General features: G+C 42.8%; 14 protein-coding genes. 4 read left to right on the forward strand and 10 right to left on the reverse strand.

Going from position 1 to position 18,211, the window contains the following annotated elements; translation table 11 throughout:
• Positions 1-118: 118 nt before the first annotated feature.
• The 8 genes from E2626_RS01445 to E2626_RS01480 form a co-directional block, all read right to left on the reverse strand.
• The gene (locus E2626_RS01445; RefSeq protein ID WP_134378895.1) at positions 119-1,795 is read right to left on the reverse strand and encodes an acyl-CoA dehydrogenase family protein; all 1,677 of its coding nucleotides are present in this window, start codon (positions 1,793-1,795) and stop codon (positions 119-121) included.
• Between the two features lie 149 nt (positions 1,796-1,944).
• Positions 1,945-3,144, reverse strand: coding sequence for an MFS transporter (locus tag E2626_RS01450; RefSeq protein ID WP_134378897.1), 1,200 nt, complete (start codon positions 3,142-3,144; stop codon positions 1,945-1,947).
• A 391-nt stretch (positions 3,145-3,535) separates the two neighbouring features.
• A complete protein-coding gene (locus E2626_RS01455) occupies positions 3,536-4,330 on the reverse strand; it encodes an ABC transporter ATP-binding protein (protein ID WP_134378899.1) in 795 nt (264 codons plus the stop codon).
• 6 nt (positions 4,331-4,336) lie between these two features.
• Complete coding sequence (locus E2626_RS01460; RefSeq protein ID WP_134378901.1) at positions 4,337-5,251, reverse strand: ABC transporter permease; 915 nt, start codon at positions 5,249-5,251, stop codon at positions 4,337-4,339.
• 61 nt (positions 5,252-5,312) lie between these two features.
• Positions 5,313-6,299 carry an ABC transporter substrate-binding protein gene (locus E2626_RS01465; protein ID WP_134378903.1) on the reverse strand — a complete coding sequence of 329 codons (987 nt, stop codon included), beginning with the start codon at positions 6,297-6,299 and terminating at the stop codon, positions 5,313-5,315.
• 286 nt (positions 6,300-6,585) lie between these two features.
• Entirely contained in the window at positions 6,586-7,170 is a 585-nt protein-coding gene (locus tag E2626_RS01470) for a hypothetical protein (protein ID WP_134378905.1), read from the reverse strand.
• Positions 7,171-7,214: 44 nt separating this feature from the next.
• Complete coding sequence (locus E2626_RS01475; RefSeq protein ID WP_166786694.1) at positions 7,215-8,447, reverse strand: LysM peptidoglycan-binding domain-containing protein; 1,233 nt, start codon at positions 8,445-8,447, stop codon at positions 7,215-7,217.
• A gap of 358 nt (positions 8,448-8,805) precedes the next feature.
• Entirely contained in the window at positions 8,806-11,325 is a 2,520-nt protein-coding gene (locus E2626_RS01480) for a bifunctional 2',3'-cyclic-nucleotide 2'-phosphodiesterase/3'-nucleotidase (protein ID WP_341785721.1), read from the reverse strand.
• A 321-nt stretch (positions 11,326-11,646) separates the two neighbouring features.
• Here E2626_RS01480 and E2626_RS01485 point away from each other — a divergent pair, with 321 nt between their 5' ends.
• Complete coding sequence (locus tag E2626_RS01485; RefSeq protein ID WP_134378909.1) at positions 11,647-12,180, forward strand: CueP family metal-binding protein; 534 nt, start codon at positions 11,647-11,649, stop codon at positions 12,178-12,180.
• Positions 12,181-12,218: 38 nt separating this feature from the next.
• On the opposite strand, the gene E2626_RS01490 is transcribed toward E2626_RS01485, so the two are convergent.
• Both E2626_RS01490 and E2626_RS01495 read right to left on the reverse strand, forming a co-directional pair.
• Positions 12,219-12,692, reverse strand: coding sequence for an immunoglobulin-like domain-containing protein (locus E2626_RS01490; protein WP_134378911.1), 474 nt, complete (start codon positions 12,690-12,692; stop codon positions 12,219-12,221).
• A gap of 51 nt (positions 12,693-12,743) precedes the next feature.
• The gene (locus E2626_RS01495) at positions 12,744-13,217 is read right to left on the reverse strand and encodes an immunoglobulin-like domain-containing protein (RefSeq protein ID WP_134378913.1); all 474 of its coding nucleotides are present in this window, start codon (positions 13,215-13,217) and stop codon (positions 12,744-12,746) included.
• Between the two features lie 201 nt (positions 13,218-13,418).
• Here E2626_RS01495 and E2626_RS01500 point away from each other — a divergent pair, with 201 nt between their 5' ends.
• The 3 genes from E2626_RS01500 to E2626_RS01510 all read left to right on the forward strand — a co-directional run bounded on the left by E2626_RS01500 (position 13,419) and on the right by E2626_RS01510 (position 18,204).
• Positions 13,419-14,699: an HRDC domain-containing protein gene (locus tag E2626_RS01500; protein WP_134378915.1), complete on the forward strand. Its 1,281-nt coding sequence runs from the start codon at positions 13,419-13,421 to the stop codon at positions 14,697-14,699.
• Between the two features lie 144 nt (positions 14,700-14,843).
• A complete protein-coding gene (locus tag E2626_RS01505; protein WP_134378917.1) occupies positions 14,844-16,982 on the forward strand; it encodes an S-layer homology domain-containing protein in 2,139 nt (712 codons plus the stop codon).
• A gap of 118 nt (positions 16,983-17,100) precedes the next feature.
• On the forward strand, positions 17,101-18,204 hold the full coding sequence (locus E2626_RS01510; RefSeq protein WP_134378919.1) for an S-layer homology domain-containing protein: 1,104 nt from the start codon (positions 17,101-17,103) through the stop codon (positions 18,202-18,204).
• Positions 18,205-18,211 lie beyond the last annotated feature (7 nt).

An 18,211-nucleotide genomic window follows, 5' to 3' on the forward strand; every position in this document is an offset into this window, starting at 1 on the left:
TGGTTAAGTATTTAAAGGCACAGCGGGGACGGAGTTGTGTGAGTCATTTTTGGAATGATTCTAATTTTGTCTCACTGAACTCCGTCCCCGCTGTGCCCCCTCCCTATAAATCACTCTCTTATATACTTTCCATTAAAACGCCAAACGCTTTTACTGTTTTCATCTCAGCGCCAAACTCTCTCTTATTCCAAATAGTTTCACAAAACACATCACACAGCATCTGCTCACGCTCTCCATGTCTTACACCAAATCCTGCAGCAAACAAACTTTCGGTCAGTTTAGTCATTTGCTTCATCATCTGTTTTGCTTCGAAGGTTTGCAGGTCATCTGGCATTTGTTTGAATTGTTTCAGTTCACTCAGGATCCGTTCTGCCTGTTTCTTCAGCTCGGCATGCCACGGTGAAGTTTGAATTTCTTCAAGTTTTTCATGTACCCAGTCCGCATAAATGTCCTCAATTCCGTTTTTCAACAAACGAATCAGTTCCATCGCAAGGATATTTACCGTACCTTCCCAGACGGTTAAGACCTGTGCGTCACGCAGCAGACGCGGTGTAACGAAGTCTTCAATATAGCCATTGCCGCCGTGCATTTCGATTGCTTCGTGTGAAAAATGAATCGCATTTTCTGCTGTTTCTTTTTTCAAAAGGGCAATCAACAATCTGACGAGCAACCCTTCTTCACAGCTGGCTTTCCCTTCAGTCACGCGGTCGTATAATGAAATCAGTTCAAAAACGCTGACGGTTTCTGCGTGGAGAATTGCAGACATTTTACCAAGAGAATCTTTCACCATTGGGTATTGTGTGAGCGGTGCGCCGAACGCTTCTCTTTTTTCAGCATAGTCTTTTGCTTCCAGCAGCGCGCGGCGCATGATGCCGATTGATGCCACCGCATTGCAGATCCTCGACAAATTGAGCGCTTCGAGCATATAGTTAATGCCTTTTAAAGGATCACCGACAACATATGCTTTTGCACCATCAAACTCGACTTCGCCTGAAGGCACGGCACGTACGCCCAGCTTATCTTTTAAACGTCTGACCTTAATCCCGTTTAACTCCGCGTCCACTTTCCATGGCACAGCAAAAAGCGTCAGCCCTTTTGAACCAGGCTTTGCTCCTTCAATTCTCGCAAGCACCATTGCAACACCGGCCTGTCCAGCATTTGAAGCGAAGTATTTTTCTCCATAAATTCTGTATTCTCCATCTTCTATTACCGCATTTACAACATTTGCACCGACATCAGATCCTCCCTGGCGTTCTGTTAAAAAGGTTGCACCTTCATACAGCGGCAAATCTCCGGTTGAACAAACGTGCGGTAAAAAACGATTGCGCACACTTTCATCAGCATAGTGATCGAGCAGGTAAGCGGTGGCCATTGTCAACGTAACCGGGCAGTATAAACCTGCTTCTGCATGTGAAACGAGGAACCCCTGCGCAAAACTGTAGACATAATTCCCCTTGCGTCCGAGCACAGGAATCGGTTCATGCACGTACCCGACAATCCCGCTCCCATACACCTGCTCCACCGTTTTTTCATACCCTTCATTCACCCAAACCTTCGACTTGTCATTCCCGAAGCGGTCAAACTTCTCAAGCCTAGGCGCACCTTCACGATCCGTATGAATGGCCCGCTCGTCAATCTCATTTGCTGCGGCACGCCCGAGTTCAGGCAGTTCTACATTTGCAAAACTGTAAAGCTCATCATCTAGTTTCTCTTTTAACAACTTTTTCAGCGTTTCGTTTCCGTCGTAGAAATTGCGTTTGACATCAAGCTTTTCATCAGTTAAAACATTCGTCATGTTAGCCACGTCCATTTCGTTTAGGATATATATAAAATTCAATATATAATTCCAAAAACCCTTTTTCAGGAAAATAAAATAGGGACAGAGGTCGCTGGACTATTTCTAAAATAGTGTAACAACCTCTGTCCCCAGAATTTTCTTAACTATTAATAAACCTGCAACTTCCTCAATACTAAAGCCAGCATACCAGCTACTCCCAGCAATGAAGTCAGCATCAGCCAGGCCGACTGGAAGTTCCCACTGACATCAATCGTCAGACCAAAAAGCGGCGGCAACATAATTACCCCTGCCGATCCTATTGTCAGACTGACCCCGCTCGCTGCCCCAGCCTGCTGCTTCGGCGTGAGTTCTGTTGCAATATTCATCCAGAGTCCATTAAATCCTGAAACTGCAAATCCGAGAATCATTACAAGCGCCACAAGTAACGGCACCGGAATACCATCTGATAAAAATGCCATTCCAAGCGTTCCTGTCAGTGCAGTTACAATAATGATCATTAAAACCGGAAACCTTTTACCACCAAAAATCGAATCACTTACTGATCCCCAGATAATTCGTCCAAGTGAACCGCTTGCTTCAGACAAAACGAGCATGGTTCCCGCAAGTGCCAGACTGAAAAACAGTTCATCTGTCACAAAGAAAAGCAAATATGTATTCACGCTCATTTGCGATCCATTTAAAATAAGTGCCACAACACTGATTAAAAGTAATGGTTTATACGTAACGATTCCAAGCATGCTACCCTTCAACGCAGGCTCACGGGATGTTTTTTCAGCGAGTTGTTCCTTATAAAAGCGAAACGCAATCACACCGCTTAACATCAGAACAATACAGGCAGCCGCCATTGCAATCCGCCAGCCGAATGTTACTGCAAGTGGTAAAAGTGCAATCGCTGCAAGAGCGGACCCGAATGTAACACCCATCTGCTTAATGCCCATCGCCGTACCTCTTTTAGCTGGGAACCAGTAAAGAATGCCCCGGTTTGTCACTGGATGCGTAGCACCGTAACCCATTCCGCCAAGCATAATAAAAAACAACAATATGTAAAATCCAGATGCAAATGAACCGAGCAGAAAAGCAGTACCCAGCACAAGACACACAATCAATAGCAGCCGCCGCGTTCCGATCTTATCAGTCAGTATCCCAGCCGGAATACTGACGAGCATCTGTCCCAAAAATAAAAATGAAGGCAGCAGCCCAACCTGCGCTTTTGTCAGCGTAAAGTCCTCTGCAATCAGCGGACCAAGCGGCGCAAGCGATCGTCCCACAAGCGCCACCGCAACTTGAGCCAAAAGAAGCCAGCCAAGCATCTGCCATGAAGTTGAAAGTCCTCTGTGATTCGACATGTTTTGACTCCTTTTTCCGAATGGATAGTGATTTAATTATACATGAAGAAAGAAAGGACGGCACAGCGGGGTCGATGCTATTAACCCCCTTCACCAAATCCACACGTCTTCCAAACACCATCACCTTAATCATGAGGATATCAGATAAATTGGGAAATCCTTCATTGTGCAAACTTTACTCAATAAAATAAGCGGCACACCATGGGGGAGGTGTACCGCTTATTTTTTGTGCACTGTGGGGACGGAGGTTAAATGTTCATGATTTGTGCACGTGAGGGACAGACTTGAAACTCTTTTAACACAGGGATTTCAGTAATGGCCCTCTCACCTCTGTCCCTTAAGTGCACATTTCATGACGCAACAACCTCCGTCCCCAACATGTACATGCTTTCTAAACCCCAAGCAACGTACGGTCCGACAACTCCGTCCCCTTCATCTTCCCAAACTCATTGAGCAAGTCAGTCACAGTGAGATGTTTTTTTCGTGCTCCTTCTTCTTCAAAGATAATTTTTCCTTTGTCCATCATGAGGATGCGATTGCCGAGGTCGACGGCTTGCTGCATGTTGTGGGTGATCATGATGGTGGTGAGTTGTTCGCGCTCGACGATTTCTTTGGTGAGCCTGGTGATGAGTGCGGCTCTTGATGGATCGAGTGCGGCTGTGTGTTCATCGAGCAGAAGCAAATCGGGCTTTGTGAATGTTGCCATGAGCAGTGACAGTGCCTGTCGTTCTCCGCCTGAAAGCAGTCCGACTTTTGCGCGCAGGCGGTCTTCAAGGCCAAGGCCAAGCGTTTCGAGCTGCTCTTTGAAAAATGCTCTGCGTTTTGCTGTTACACCGGGTCTAAGCGTGCGTGGTTTCACTCTGCTGTATGCAATAGAGAGGTTTTCTTCTATTGTAAGCGTTGGTGACGTGCCTGCCATCGGATCCTGGAATACGCGGCCGATTCTGCGGGCACGTTTGTATTCGGAAAGTCCGGTTACATCCTGCTCACCAATCAAAACCTCGCCCAAGTCGGGAAATGTTTTACCGGCAATCACGTTAAACAGTGTAGATTTCCCTGCACCATTACTGCCGATGATTGTAATGAAATCACCTTTTTTCACGTCTAGACTGATATCATCAATCGCAACTTTTTCATCAGGCGTACCTTCATTAAATACTTTGTAAATATCGTTTAGCTGAAGCATGAGTCACTATCCTTTCTGCGCGCTGAGTCTAAGGCGGCGCTGTCGTTTTCTCATCGTTTCTTTCTGTTTGGCAATGGCTTTTGGCAGGACGAGCGCAAGGATCACGATGATTGCTGTAATCAGTTTGAGATCGCCCGTTTCCAGAAATTCTACACGCAGTGCCAGTGCTACGATGATTCGGTAAATGATTGCGCCGACAATGACGGCAAGCGTTGTGCGGATGATTGTCTTTTTACCAAAAATCGCTTCACCAATGATGACGGATGCAAGACCAATCACGATCATGCCAATGCCTGCATTGACGTCAGCGAAACCGCTGTACTGCGCAACAAGCGCACCTGCTAAAGCGACTAATCCATTTGAAAGACCAAGTCCGAACACTTTATAAAAATGGATATTCCCTGAGAAAGAAGTGATCATCAGGTGATTATCCCCGACCGCTCTGAGTGCGAGGCCAAACTCCGTTTTTAAAAAGAAATCGAGCATCACTTTTACAATAAGCACGACTGCAACCATGACGATCATGATCGCCCATGTACCGCCGATTCCCTGGCGGATCCATGTAAACAGATGATCCTGGGCAAGCAGCGAGACGTTTGGTGCGCCCATGATGCGCAGGTTGATCGAGTAAAGCGCGATCATCATCAGGATTCCTGATAAGAGCGGATTGATGCCACCCACCGTATGAAGCAGTCCGGTAATGGTGCCTGCGATAAATCCTGCTGCAAATGCTGCCGCAACTGCGACCAGCGGATTCACTCCATTTACAAGCATAACAGCCGCAACCGCAGCTCCTGTCACAAAACTTCCGTCCACTGTCAGGTCCGGGAAATCGAGAATTCTAAACGATAGATAGACGCCAAGCGCCATCAGTGCAAACATCAGCCCAACCTCAACTGACGTAAAAATTGACATCCACATACAATTCTTCCTCTCTTCCTTTGATCAAAAAGAGCGAAGCAGCGCGCTCCGCTCTGAATTTTCACTCTGTAAATTCAGCCATTTCTTCCCATTCAGACTTCACTTCAATGCCCATTTCCTCAGCCGCATCGCGATTGATCATCAGCTTCAGATTTCCTGGGTACTGAACCGCCATTTCACCAGGATCAGCGCCTTCAGTCAATATCTCAACTGCCATCTGACCCGCTTCATATCCGATATCTCCGTATTCAAATCCGTATGCAGCAAATCCACCGCGTGCCACTGAATCAAGCTCCCCAACGAAAAGTGGAATATCCTGATCATTCGCAACGCCAATCACCGATTCAAGAGCAGAAACGACCGTATTATCAGTAATAATATAGAAAGCATCTACTTTTCCAACCAGCGATTCAGCTGCCTGTTTCACATCAGCAGAAGTCGAAACAGCCGCTTCTTCAACCGTCACATCAGAACCGACAGCCTCTTTTACAGCGTCCACCTGCACCACAGAATTCGGCTCGCCCGCGTTATAGACCATACCGATCGACTTCACATCAAGCTCTTCAGTCATGAATTCAATCGTATTCCCGATCGCATCCGGATGCATATCCGTCGTGCCAGTCACATTACCGCCCGGCGCTTCCATATCCGCTACAAGACTCGCAGACAAAGGATCCGTCACCGATGTAAATACAATCGGAATATCACTCGTCGCATTCAGCGAGCTCAAAGCACTCGGTGTAGAGTTAGCAAAAATCAAATCCACACCATCAGCCACAAACTTCTGCGAAATCGACTGACTGTTATTCTGATCACCCTGTGCAATCTGATCATCAAAAGTCACTTCCAAACCAGCTTCCTCGAACGCCCGTTTAAACCCTTCAGTGGCAGCATCCAATGATGGATGCTCCACAATCTGCGTTACCCCAATCGTATATGAATCCGAATCGCCACCGCTCTCAGCCGACGACTCAGAAGTCTCCTCACCACAAGCTGCTAACACTAACACCGCAGACAACGCTGCACCTGACAACCAAACCTTTTTCATCTCAAAACCCCCATTTTCACTTTTACACTTCGACGCTTTTATGCTTTTATGTGTTAAAGTTATTATACATGATTATTTTAATAGTTCAATAGGTTTAGGGGATTTTTTTGAATTGATGTACATGTTGGGGACGGAGGTTAAGTTGTCATTTCATGTACACTTCTGGGACAGACTTCGAGAAGTGATTTTAAAAACTGTAGCTCTCACAACTTCACAACCTCTGTCCCTATAATGTACATATCATGACACTGTCACCTCCGTCCCCACAGTGCACACACATCGATCCTCACAAATACATCACCTCATCCACCCACTTACGGCACTCATCATTCATTCTCCTCACGATCCAGCGTTTTGGAAGCTGGTCGATGGTTTGAAAGTGTGTGGGATCGATGTGTTGGTTGATTTTTTTCAGAGATTCGTACAGGAGCAGGTTTTCCTGGTAGGTGCGTTCGAGTCCTGTGAGTCCTTCCGGGCTGGTCAGGTATTTGGTATGGAAGTCTTCGTAATGTTTTTCGATGGCTGTTTCGATTTCCTGGTTTGTTTGTTTTTTGAGGTCTGCCAGTGATGCGCTTTGACTAAAGGTTCGCAGCCGGTCTGCGAGTGTACGTTGGAGTAATCTGATCATTTCGATATAAAATACGGTAGATTTCAATAGCTCGTATTTATAATCCGTTTCATCAATATGGACATATTTCATTCTGCGGATTTTTTCAATGACTTTATCCATAATGTCATGACGATCTGTTAGTTCTAATAGATGATGGATCTCTTTTTCAATTATAGGTGTGAGCCGCTTTTTTTCTAAATCAATGGCCTCCTGATCACAGCGCTTTTCAGTGCTTCCGTTATTCTTTCTGAAGAAACTCATTGTACGCACCTCCTTATAATAGAAAAAAGCTGCAGAGGCAGCTTTTAATAGAAACGTTTAAAACTTTCGAATTTAGATTGCCAGTAGGAGTTTGAAAGGCTCGAGATGACTACACCATTGTCTCCGGCATGGATAAATTGATTGCCGCCAATATATATGCCTACGTGCGAAATTCCTTTTTTATATGTATTTTCAAAAAACACAAGGTCTCCAGGCTGTAGGTTGCTTACTTCAAACGATCGTGCATGCTGTCCTTCAGCGTTTGTTCTGGCAGTGCTGAATCCGGCTTTTTGATAGACATAGTGGATGAAACCGCTGCAATCAAATCCGCCTGGCGTTGAACCACCCCATGCATATGGAGTGCCGAGGTGAGATTGAGCTTCCAATAGAAGTGCATCAATATTTCCGGCAGTTTCAGTTTGATTATGAGTGATTTGAGATGGACCGGTTGATGGTTGAGTCGATTGAACCGTACCTTTTAACTGGAGTGATTGTCCAACCCTGATTAAGTCAGAAGAAAGCTGATTGGTACGTTTTAATTCCACCAATGACATTTGGTGCATCATGGCAATTTTGCTTAGAGTATCTCCACTTTTAACAATATGGACTTTTGCTGAAGCAGCTGATTGTGATGCTGGTGGATTTGGCTGCTTAGTTATCATTTGACCGTTCACAGTAAGCTTTTGACCTGCGTATATCACGTGACCGCTTAAACGATTCATTTCCATTAATTTTGACAAACTGAGACCGTGTTTAACAGCAATTTTCGATAGATTGTCACCCGGCTGGACTGTATAGACTCCTGCATTTGAAACAATAGTGCTTGGCGCATTCGAATGACTATTGCTTTGAGCTGAACCTTTTAGTTTCAATGACTGGCCTGGACGAATGATGTGGGATGTCAGCTGATTAATTGATGTTAAATCAGTCAAAGTCATATTTGACTTACGTGCGATTGCGGACAGCGTATCACCGGGTTGGACAATATAAACTGCTGCCTGAGAACCTGCAGATGTCGAGTTTTTCGAAGACGCATTAGCCGCTGATAAGGAGACTGGTTCGCCTGACACTTTCAGCATCTGATTTGGTCTAATAATCTCAGAGCTTAAGTTATTGAGTTTTTTTATATGATCGACAGAAGTTTGATACTTGTTCGCAATCTTCCAAAGAGAATCCCCGCTTGAAACCTTATGTGTACTGGCATGTGCTTCTGAATCGAATCCTCCAAAAGTTGCCACTGCTACAGTCGCTGCAGCCGTATATAACCACTTCCTCAACCCGCACACTCTCCTTCATCCCGTAAACTCTAAATAAACATTTCTCGTGATTTTTCTGATAATTAAAACATAAGTCTATATTACGTTGTTTTTAGAGTAAAAGGATATTACAAAAGTGTTACAAATTTTATATAAAAGGGTTCTTTGTACGTGGTTATCATATTATTTGTACTCATTGGGGACGGAGGTTAAGTTGTCATTTCATGTACACATCAGGGACAGACTTAAAATATTTTCCTACGAGACCAAGACAAAACTTTCCTCATCCCTGCCCCCTGACATGTACTTTTATTGATCACGTACCCTCCGGCATTAAAAAACCAGCCGCCATAAAATAAAGGCAACTGGTTCCATTCATCTACTCTTCCAACAGCATATAAATTACTTTTGCGGCCTGGGCACGAGTGGCTGGATGTTGTGGCCCGAAGTCGCCGTTGTTAAAGCCTTTCATATAGCCAAGTTTAGTTACTGTGCTGACTTCCTCAGTGAAGTAGATGAGGTATTGGTCATTGTAGTTTCTTGTTATTTCTGGTTTGTATTCTGTATTGTTTTTATGATTATAGGCACGTACGAGCATAACAGCCATTTGCTCACGGGTGATTTCACGGTATGGTGCAAATGTGTTTTCTGTAATGCCTGTTGTGATGCCTGCTTCATATGCTGCATTGATTTCGGCAGCGTATGTGCCGGTTACGTCATCAAAGTAGTTGTCGCCTTCTGCCGTTAAGTTTAGTGAACGAACGAGAAAGGCTGCAAATTGGGCACGTGAGACTTTGCCTTCCGGGTCAAATGTGCCGTCCGGCTTCCCGTACACCACGCTTTTTGCAGCAAGAGCTTCAATGTACTCCTTAGCCCAGTGTCCTTCTATGTCACTGAAATCAACGACAGGTTCTTCTATTTCATTTTTTTCAAATGTCAGATTGTATTTAGCGAAACCGTCTTCACCTTCACCTGCATAAGCGATATTGCCGTCTTCTGTCAGGTAATCCTGCGCTTTTGGTGATGATTCAAATACGACATTTACATCAGCATCGATTGGAGCGAACGTCCAGTTGCTGTCTGCAGAAGGGTTGATTGTGCCTTCTTCTAAAATGTAGTTGATCAGCACGTTACGGTTTTCATCCGGAGATTCGATGATGATGTTGCTGCCATCGATGCCAGGGAAACCGCCGCCGCCGCTTGCACGATAATTGTTCGTTGCGACGATAAATTTCTGTTCAGGATCAATCGGCTCTCCGTTGTATTGAAGATTTTTGATCCGGTTTGCAGATTCGTCGATTACGTTTCCATCGACATCATATTTCAAAGGTTCAGTTACATCAATTTCATACGTCACGCCGTCAATGACGTCATAGTTATATGAGCGGAATTCTCCATTTACAAGTGACTGTTCTTCAGTTGAGTCAGGATCAATTGTGTTAAATTGACCAGCTGAGCGCTCAAGCCACTCTTTTACATCAGCGCCTGTAATCAGTACGGCCTGCAGTGTATTAGGGTACAAGTAGAGATCTGCTACGTTTTTAATCGCAAGCTCGCCGGCAGGAATGTCAGTGTAATAAGACGAGTCGCCGCGTGTTCCTGCTTTAAATGGCGCACCTGCTGATAAAACGGGAAGTCCTTCATATTCTGTTCCCTCAATATAATTTTCCACATACCACTTCTGTGCGTTCGTAACGATCTGAATCGATGGATCATCTTTTACCTGCGCAAAGTAGCTGTTGATCGGCGCAGTTGTTGTTCCTACAGCGCTTCTTACCCAGTCAACTGTATCGTTGTGATCCTCTTCAATTACTTCATAAAGTTCTTCCACACGGTCAACCAGCGCATTTCCTTCGTCATCAGCAATGCCGCGCGTTGACGTCTGAGCGTTCATGACTTCCCATTTTCCATCTTTTAACTGAATGTCAAGGTCAACAAGACCAAGGTGGCTCCCCCAATATCCAGGCATGACTGATGGCACGCCATTAATTGTTCCTTTTTCTACGTCTACCCCTTCAATGCCGGCATAATCATCAGAGGGGAACACGCCGTGTGAGTGACCGAAAAGAAGCGCATCGATTCCCTCAACTTTTGAAAGGTCATATGTAGCGTTTTCTTCCATGCCGTTTTGCGTAACAGATCCGATCCCTGAGTGCGGAATCGCAACGATCAGGTCAGCACCCTCTGCTTTCATTTGCGGAACGTACTTCTCAGCAGATTCCACCATATCTTTCGCAATGACTTCCCCTTCTAAATTAGCTTTGTCCCACTGCATGATCTGAGGCGGAACAAATCCGATCACACCAACCTTAATCTGATGCTCATCTCCTTCTTCATCAACAACTGTGCGCTCAAGAATTTCATAAGGTTTAAAATACGACACATCATTTGAAGGCTCATCATCACCATCATCTACATACACATTTGAATTCACATACGGAAACGCAGAGCCCTCAAGTGACTGATCTAAAAAGTCCAGACCATAGTTAAACTCGTGATTTCCAATGTTACCTGCATCATAATTCATCATATTCATTACTTTATAAACAGGATGTGTCTCGCCTTCTTTCAACGGATTCTCCTTAGCAAAATAATCACTCAGCGGATTACCCTGAAGCAGATCCCCGTTATCAAAAAGCAGGCTGTTTTTCGCTTCCCCACGCGCTTCCATTACAAGCGCAGCCGTCTTCACCAATCCGTATGCATCCGTCTCCTGATCCTGATAATAATCATAGTTCACAAGATTCGCATGAATATCAGTTGTCTCCAGGATCCGAATCTTTACAACATCCTCACCCATCACCTCAGCATACGACACAGCCGGCGTCGCCATCGGAACTATCAGTCCCAAAGCCAAAGCCCCACCAGCAAACGCTTTCATTTTACCGCCCTTTTTCACCGTCATTCCTCCCCTATGTATGATTGGTTAGATCAACCAGTTTTATTTTACCATTTGATGGATGGATTTGGAAAGGTGGAAAAGGAGGGATTGGATTTTGGGGACGGAGGTTGTATTGTCATTTCATGTACACATCAGGGACACACTAAAAACTCTTTCCTACCAAACATTTCTCATCTCTGTACCTGTCATGTACATTTTTCGACTATGCAACCTATTCTTCAAATGAACATTCTTTGTCAAATGCACATTTCCTCATTACAGATCACTTCACTCATACTATAATGGGGTATACCATACGTATGAGAGGACGATAATTCTATGAATCTTAAATCTCTTTTAGCTTTACTATTTATCTCTGTTCTATTAGTGGGGTGCAGTAGTGAAGGGAGCGATAAGGCTTCCTCAGTCGACGATGATTCCTTGAATATCAAAGAACTTGTCAATGACTTCAGCACACGTGAAGTTGGCGCTGAGCAGGCCTCAATCACAGGAGAAACTTTAACAATTACTGAAGATGATGGAAACGAAAAAACACATGATGTCACAAGTGAAGATTTCTTTGTGTCAATTGCGCCTTATGTGGAGCAGACACACCAGTGTACGTTTCACAGTCTGACTGGATGTCAGGGTGAAATGGCGGAGGAGACTTTCGACGTTTACATTGAAGACTCTGAAGGAAAAGTCATCATCGACGAGCGCATGACCACATTTGAAAATGGGTTCATTGATCTTTGGCTGCCGCGAGATAAGACGTATCAGGTTAAAATTGATCATAATGGAATGAGTACTGAAACTGAGATTTCTACGTTTGAAGGGGATCCTACCTGTATAACGACAATGCAGCTCAGTTAAAAAGCGGCGTAGGGGAATTAATTTCCCTGCGCGGTTTTTCATTCATTTATCTCAAATTCAGCGGTCAGGTCATACTTGTCATAGTTCCTTGATTGTTTAAAAACCATGATGTCCTTTACAATGCGATATTCTCCGTTTTCAAGTGGATCATATTTACCTGACCCCCAAATAGTTTCCCTTTCATAAACGGAACCAGTAGGCAGCTCTGAATACCCTATATCTGTAAAATCACCTAATCCATTCATTATTGGGACCCGATACCACTCATCATTGATTTTCTTTTCAAGCACATAAGGTTTACCATGCCGCACCTCCTGATCAGAATCATTTTTAATCAGCACAGTCACACCTGTGGTTGAACCTGATCCTTCCTTCACGGTCATACTCACGCCTTCCAACTGATTCACCTCTTCAGCATTTGTTGGCTCCCAATCAGTGTCTTCATCACTATTAGAAATACATCCTGTTAAAAGAAGCACAATGAACCCCCCAACAATAATATGCAATTTCATAAAGTCTTGACCTCCGTTTATGTGAGACATATCTCAAACAATTCTCAATAACTACTTCACTGTAAACTCCGCAGCAAGCGTATTATTACTACCAACATCTGACATGTGGTAGCTTGCTCCTTTTAAGATGCGATACTCTCCTTTATCAAGCTTACCGTAAAGCCAGTCCCATTCAATTTCTATTTCTGCTGATGAACCGGCAGCAATGGTGTATCCAATAGCTTCAAATCCATAGTTGCCTTCAAAAATAATCGGAACCTTATACCACTCCTCTTCCACTTTCTTCTCAAGTTCATAAGCTTTCCCATATAAGACCTCGCTGTCAGATTCATTTTCAATGACTACTGTCGCACTCGCTTTAGAAACGGACCCTTCCTTCACACTCATACTTACACCTGCTAAGTTATTAACTTCATTTACTTCTGAAGCATCCCAGTTTGCCTGGTTTGCGTTTTCGGAACCACAAGCTGATACAATAACCCAGATAAGTGCCAGCCCGCCTATAAATTTCAATTTACTTTTCACGGTCAGTCCCCCTTTAAATGATTAGACGCGAGTGACTGGAAAATGTTACATACTAGATATAATCAGAAATTCTAATTTATTATGTATAAATGACTATTCATCTTCTAAATGTCCCATTACTTTTGTTATACTTACGCTATCACTTACAGAAAGTTACATATCATTCACTATTAAATTTTTCTTTTGAAAGTAGGTATAATCATGTCTTTTTTTAAAAATGTACTGAATGTATTTGCAAATAAGCAGGAGATCAAAGAACCCGAGATTTATAAAGCGTTTAATGAGCAATCAGTTTTAATTTCTCAGTTAACAAAATTAGCGGATAGTAATGATCCGAGCATTGACATAAAAAAAGTAAAAAATCATTTGAAGCTATTTTCTATAGGACAAACCGGCGAGAAAAGCGTATTGTTTGAGCTTAAACATTCGATGCTGCCAATTGTCATTCTACATGACGTGTACATTGAATATGGGGATCTTAGTGCTCAATTAGATTTTGTCGTCATCACTCATCAATTCGTAATGATCATTGAAGTAAAAAAACTATTTGGGAATATAAAGGTAACCGATAAAGGAGAATTTCAGCGCGTAATCACTAAAAATAATAAAGTAGTTAATAAAGAGGGGATGTACAGCCCGATCAATCAGGTTGAGCGTCATGTAGCCATTCTTGAAAAGCTACTTAAGGAGACAGGCAAAATTGAAAATTGCCCAATCCATTACGCGGTCACTTTTGCAAATCCTAAAACGATCTTAGATGTCTCTAAAAACGCACCACCTCATATTCAATCAAGTGTAATTCGGCATGACCAAATTAAAACGTTCCTGCTCAATCAATTAGAGAAAAAACCTGCTGTATCTATGTCTGATCAGCAGGTTTACGATATAGCAGATACGCTTATCAAACGCAGTACTGAAAAACCATTTAACCGGGCGGATTACTTAACAGACACACCAGCACAAAATCTCACTAGTTCATTACCTGATAAAATGAACAACACTCATGACGTTAACTTAAAGCAAAAATTGGTGGACTTTCGACTAAAACGTTCAAGAGAACTGAATATCAAGCCCTATCATGTTTTTACAAATAAAACACTGGATCTTATTTTAGAGAAACAGCCTGTAACGATCGAGGATTTACTTTTAATAGAAGGAATCGGCGAGAAGAAAGCTGGAGAGTTTGGCGATGAAATCCTGGCAATCATTCAGCCCCAGCTTCCTGAAGAGACCCAAGTCCATGCCCCTTCTCCCAAAAGAATAACAAATAACAACAACATCAAATCGAATTTAATTGAATTCAGAGCCATACGTTCAAAGGAACTTAACATGAAGCCCTACTACATTTTCACAAACAAAACACTCGACGCTATCATTACTGAAAAACCAATGACCATGAAAGACCTTTTAAAAATAGAGGGCATTGGTCAGAAAAAAGCTGAGGAGTTTGGTGAGGATATTTTGAAAATTGTTAAAGGATAGATGAAGTAAGAGAATGTGAGGGTGTCAAATTTCTCATGAACAGCCATCGTTTGTCCTTCTAATTTCTTATAATATAAGGCAAAACCTTTGTATCTTCTTATATATGTTACACTAACATTAATCCAATTTATGGGAGGGTGAATTATGAAAAAAATAATATCTGCAAGTCTACTTAGTGCAGGCGTAATTGCTATATTACCGGCGCAAGCATCAGCTTTTAATGATGTTTCGATGTATGAAAAGGAAATTCAATATCTTAGTGAAGCTGGTGTGATTAAGGGGTTTGAAGATGGACAATTCAAACCTGCCTCTAGTCTGAACCGTTTACAAGCAATTCAGATGATTTTACGGGAGATGGATGTGACTGATTTTTCTGCTGCAGACCCTGATTTCACTGACGTAAACGCCGGCGATTATGGTTATGAAGAGATAGCAAAGGCAGTTGATCTTGGCATCATTTCCGGGAAAACAGACATTGATGGCAACTCTTATTTTGACCCATATGGACCTTTGACCAGAGGACAGATGGCAAAAATCTTGTCAGAAGCTTATGAATTAGATCAGGAATGGCGATATTTTTTCAATGATGTGAGCCATGAACATTGGGCGAAAGATTATATTGACCGCATTGCGTCTGACGTAATCACGACTGGTTATGAGGATCAGACTTTCCGCCCGGAAAATGACATTGAACGCCAGCATTTCGCTTTGTTTATGGCGCGAATGTTAAACGATGATTTCATTACTGGCACTGAGCTCCAAAACATCAGTTTCATGATGGATCAGGATAAGGAATATGTGTTTGAAGAAATCCTTGAAGATGAAACGATCACGTATACATTATCATTTGCCGGTCACACACATGTTAAGGATAATGACTGGGAAGTTTGGGCTCAAAAGTTTGAAGGTGGAGATCACAAAGACTTATTATACGTCGAAGCTGACAACAGGCTTTACTCTGGCTGGCTTGGATCTGAGTATTTTCCACGTCTAGACTATCCAATTTATGATGGAAAAGAATGGAGTTATACCTATGGAAGTGAATCAACCCACCAGATTCTTGACACAGATGCAACAATTACAACGAGAGCCGGTACATTCGAGCATGTTGTCGTTCAGGAAGATCTGGTGAGCAACCAAATCCAGTACTATGCACCGAATGTCGGACTGATTAAGAGTGAGTTTGGAGAAGAGAGAGACGATTTGAATATATCGACTGAACTTGTGGAAGTTCGGGAGGCTAGTGATGTAATTGCCGATAATCCGGTGCAGACTGAGCTGAATCCTACTGAATTTGAGACGATTGAGGAAATCGACGGGAAAGCTGTGATTGGTGAGCTTAAGGACCCTGGTGTAGTTCCTGCACCATCGATTGATACAGTAGAAGTAACGATTATTGTTGAAGAGTATTTTGGAGATTATGAGTCTATGAATGATACAGGACTATTATTTATAAAAAATAATGAGCCGCGCAAAGGTGTCTGGATAGGACTGAAACACCCTGAGGAAAATCTTGAGGCGCTTACAACTTACCTGCAGAAGAAGGTAGATGCTGGCGAGATCCCTTTTGATAGCGTGCACATTTACTACACACCTTTTACTCAGGATGATCTGAGAGAGCGTACTCGTCTTGTGTCAGACGAGGTACAAAAAATCGCATCACAGCACGAAGGAGCAGGCTCTATTGTAAGCACAGATTACAATAATGGTGAAATAATTGTTGAACATAATTTTTTAAATGAAGTTGATCAGAAGAAGTTGCAATCATCCTTCCCGCAATATTCAATACGTTTTGAGAGAATAGGCACACAAATTCCTGATGATGATAGTCAGCGGATCGTGTGGCCGGATTCATTGGTCACAAATGACCTGACATTAAACGGTCACTACATTATAAAGGTCGAGGAAGATTCTTTTCTAACTGCTCAGGCAGGTGCTATAGCCGGGGAGCATTTTGACGCAGTCAATTGGTCATTTACAGGAGCTTCAGAGCATTTAGAGATTGGTCAGCGGGTAAAAGTTGAAGATAGCGGGTTTGTATTTACTTCCTATCCTGAACAGGCTACCGCGGTAATCGTTAATATTCTGCCAACCTACCTCCCTCAAAGTGCGGACAAAACTGAGGCACAGGTTGTACGGGAATTGATTCAAAAAGAATCTTTCAGTGACTTTGCAATTAAAACAATTTCTGATATTGCATTTAATGAACCTGCTGATGAATGGACTATTACCGTTGTGAACAGTATGGATGATGCGGTTGTGGAGATGGTTATAGCGGATTAAGGTTACTGCTGGACGCCGGTAAACTATTAGAATTCCCGGCTTGATTATTTTAAAAGATGAATCTTTTCTGCTACTGTGTCGACAAATGCGTGGGACAAATATTTAGGAGGTTTTTTTAATGAAAAAGTATATAACAGGAGCTGCGATGGCGCTAGGTTTGAGCACATTCCCAGCGGCTGTGGATGCTTCGTTTAGCGATGTTTCGATCTATCAGGATGAGATTGATTATTTAACAGAACGTAATATTATTCAAGGTTACGATAATGATGAGTTCAGACCTAATAATACGGTGACGAGGCTGCAGGCTGTTCAGATGATTTTGCGTGGTCTTCAGGTAGAGCCTGATGGTGAGAATAGTGCTGAATTTAGCGATATTAATGCTGGCGATTATGGGTATGATGAAATTTCCGCAGCGGTTGAGCTCGGGATTATTTCTGGTAAAACAAATTCGAAGACTGGTGAGCAGTATTTTGATCCATATGCGCCCCTGACTCGTTCTCAGATGGCAAAAATTTTAACGAATGCCTATGCACTTGAAGAGGAATGGAATTACTTCTTTGCAGATATCAGTCATGATCATTGGGCAAAAGATTATGTAGATACATTGGCTTCTCACGGGATTTCAACAGGCTATGAAGATCGCACGTTTAGACCCGATCAGCAGATTAAACGCAGTCACTTTGCATTATTTATGGCACGAATGCTGGATGATCGTTTTGTGGAAGGCGATGTGATGGAGAATGTTAGTTACATGCCTGATCCGAAAGATTATGTTACTGAAGATGAGAATTTCCGTACTACTTATGAATTTTTAGATTTCAAAGAAGATAGTTCCCAGTATTGGAAAGTGTCAAGAGAAGACTTGCAGGAATATTCAATGGATTTCGGGGAAATCAGCGTATCTTATGTAGGTTACAAAGAAACTGCAGAGGGGTTGTTTTCAAAAGATGCGCCTAGTGTAGAATTATTCGATTCGAGAGACTTTTTAATCGAGTTACCTTATCCACTCGAAAATGGTGAAAAATTCCAATATTTATATACTTATGATGGAACAGTTCATCTATTGGATTCTTATGAGACTGATGGCCAAATTTATAAAAACGTTGTTTATATTGACTCATCCGGCGGTCCAAATGGAAATGAACTCATTGATAGTTATTATGCACCTAACAAAGGATATATCGATGGAGAGTTTGGTTATGCAGGAGGAGATCCTTATTAAGATTAGT

Source organism: Jeotgalibacillus salarius (genome assembly GCF_004405125.1).
Lineage (GTDB): Bacteria > Bacillota > Bacilli > Bacillales > Jeotgalibacillaceae > Jeotgalibacillus > Jeotgalibacillus salarius.

Coding starts and splice junctions, on each gene's coding strand:
- E2626_RS01445 (WP_134378895.1), bottom strand. CDS start 1,795: ATGACGAATGTTTTAACTGATGAAAAGCTTGATGTCAAACGCAATTTC.
- E2626_RS01450 (WP_134378897.1), bottom strand. CDS start 3,144: ATGTCGAATCACAGAGGACTTTCAACTTCATGGCAGATGCTTGGCTGG.
- E2626_RS01455 (WP_134378899.1), bottom strand. CDS start 4,330: ATGCTTCAGCTAAACGATATTTACAAAGTATTTAATGAAGGTACGCCT.
- E2626_RS01460 (WP_134378901.1), bottom strand. CDS start 5,251: ATGTGGATGTCAATTTTTACGTCAGTTGAGGTTGGGCTGATGTTTGCA.
- E2626_RS01465 (WP_134378903.1), bottom strand. CDS start 6,299: ATGAAAAAGGTTTGGTTGTCAGGTGCAGCGTTGTCTGCGGTGTTAGTG.
- E2626_RS01470 (WP_134378905.1), bottom strand. CDS start 7,170: ATGAGTTTCTTCAGAAAGAATAACGGAAGCACTGAAAAGCGCTGTGAT.
- E2626_RS01485 (WP_134378909.1), top strand. CDS start 11,647: ATGAATCTTAAATCTCTTTTAGCTTTACTATTTATCTCTGTTCTATTA.
- E2626_RS01490 (WP_134378911.1), bottom strand. CDS start 12,692: ATGAAATTGCATATTATTGTTGGGGGGTTCATTGTGCTTCTTTTAACA.
- E2626_RS01500 (WP_134378915.1), top strand. CDS start 13,419: ATGTCTTTTTTTAAAAATGTACTGAATGTATTTGCAAATAAGCAGGAG.
- E2626_RS01505 (WP_134378917.1), top strand. CDS start 14,844: ATGAAAAAAATAATATCTGCAAGTCTACTTAGTGCAGGCGTAATTGCT.
- E2626_RS01510 (WP_134378919.1), top strand. CDS start 17,101: ATGAAAAAGTATATAACAGGAGCTGCGATGGCGCTAGGTTTGAGCACA.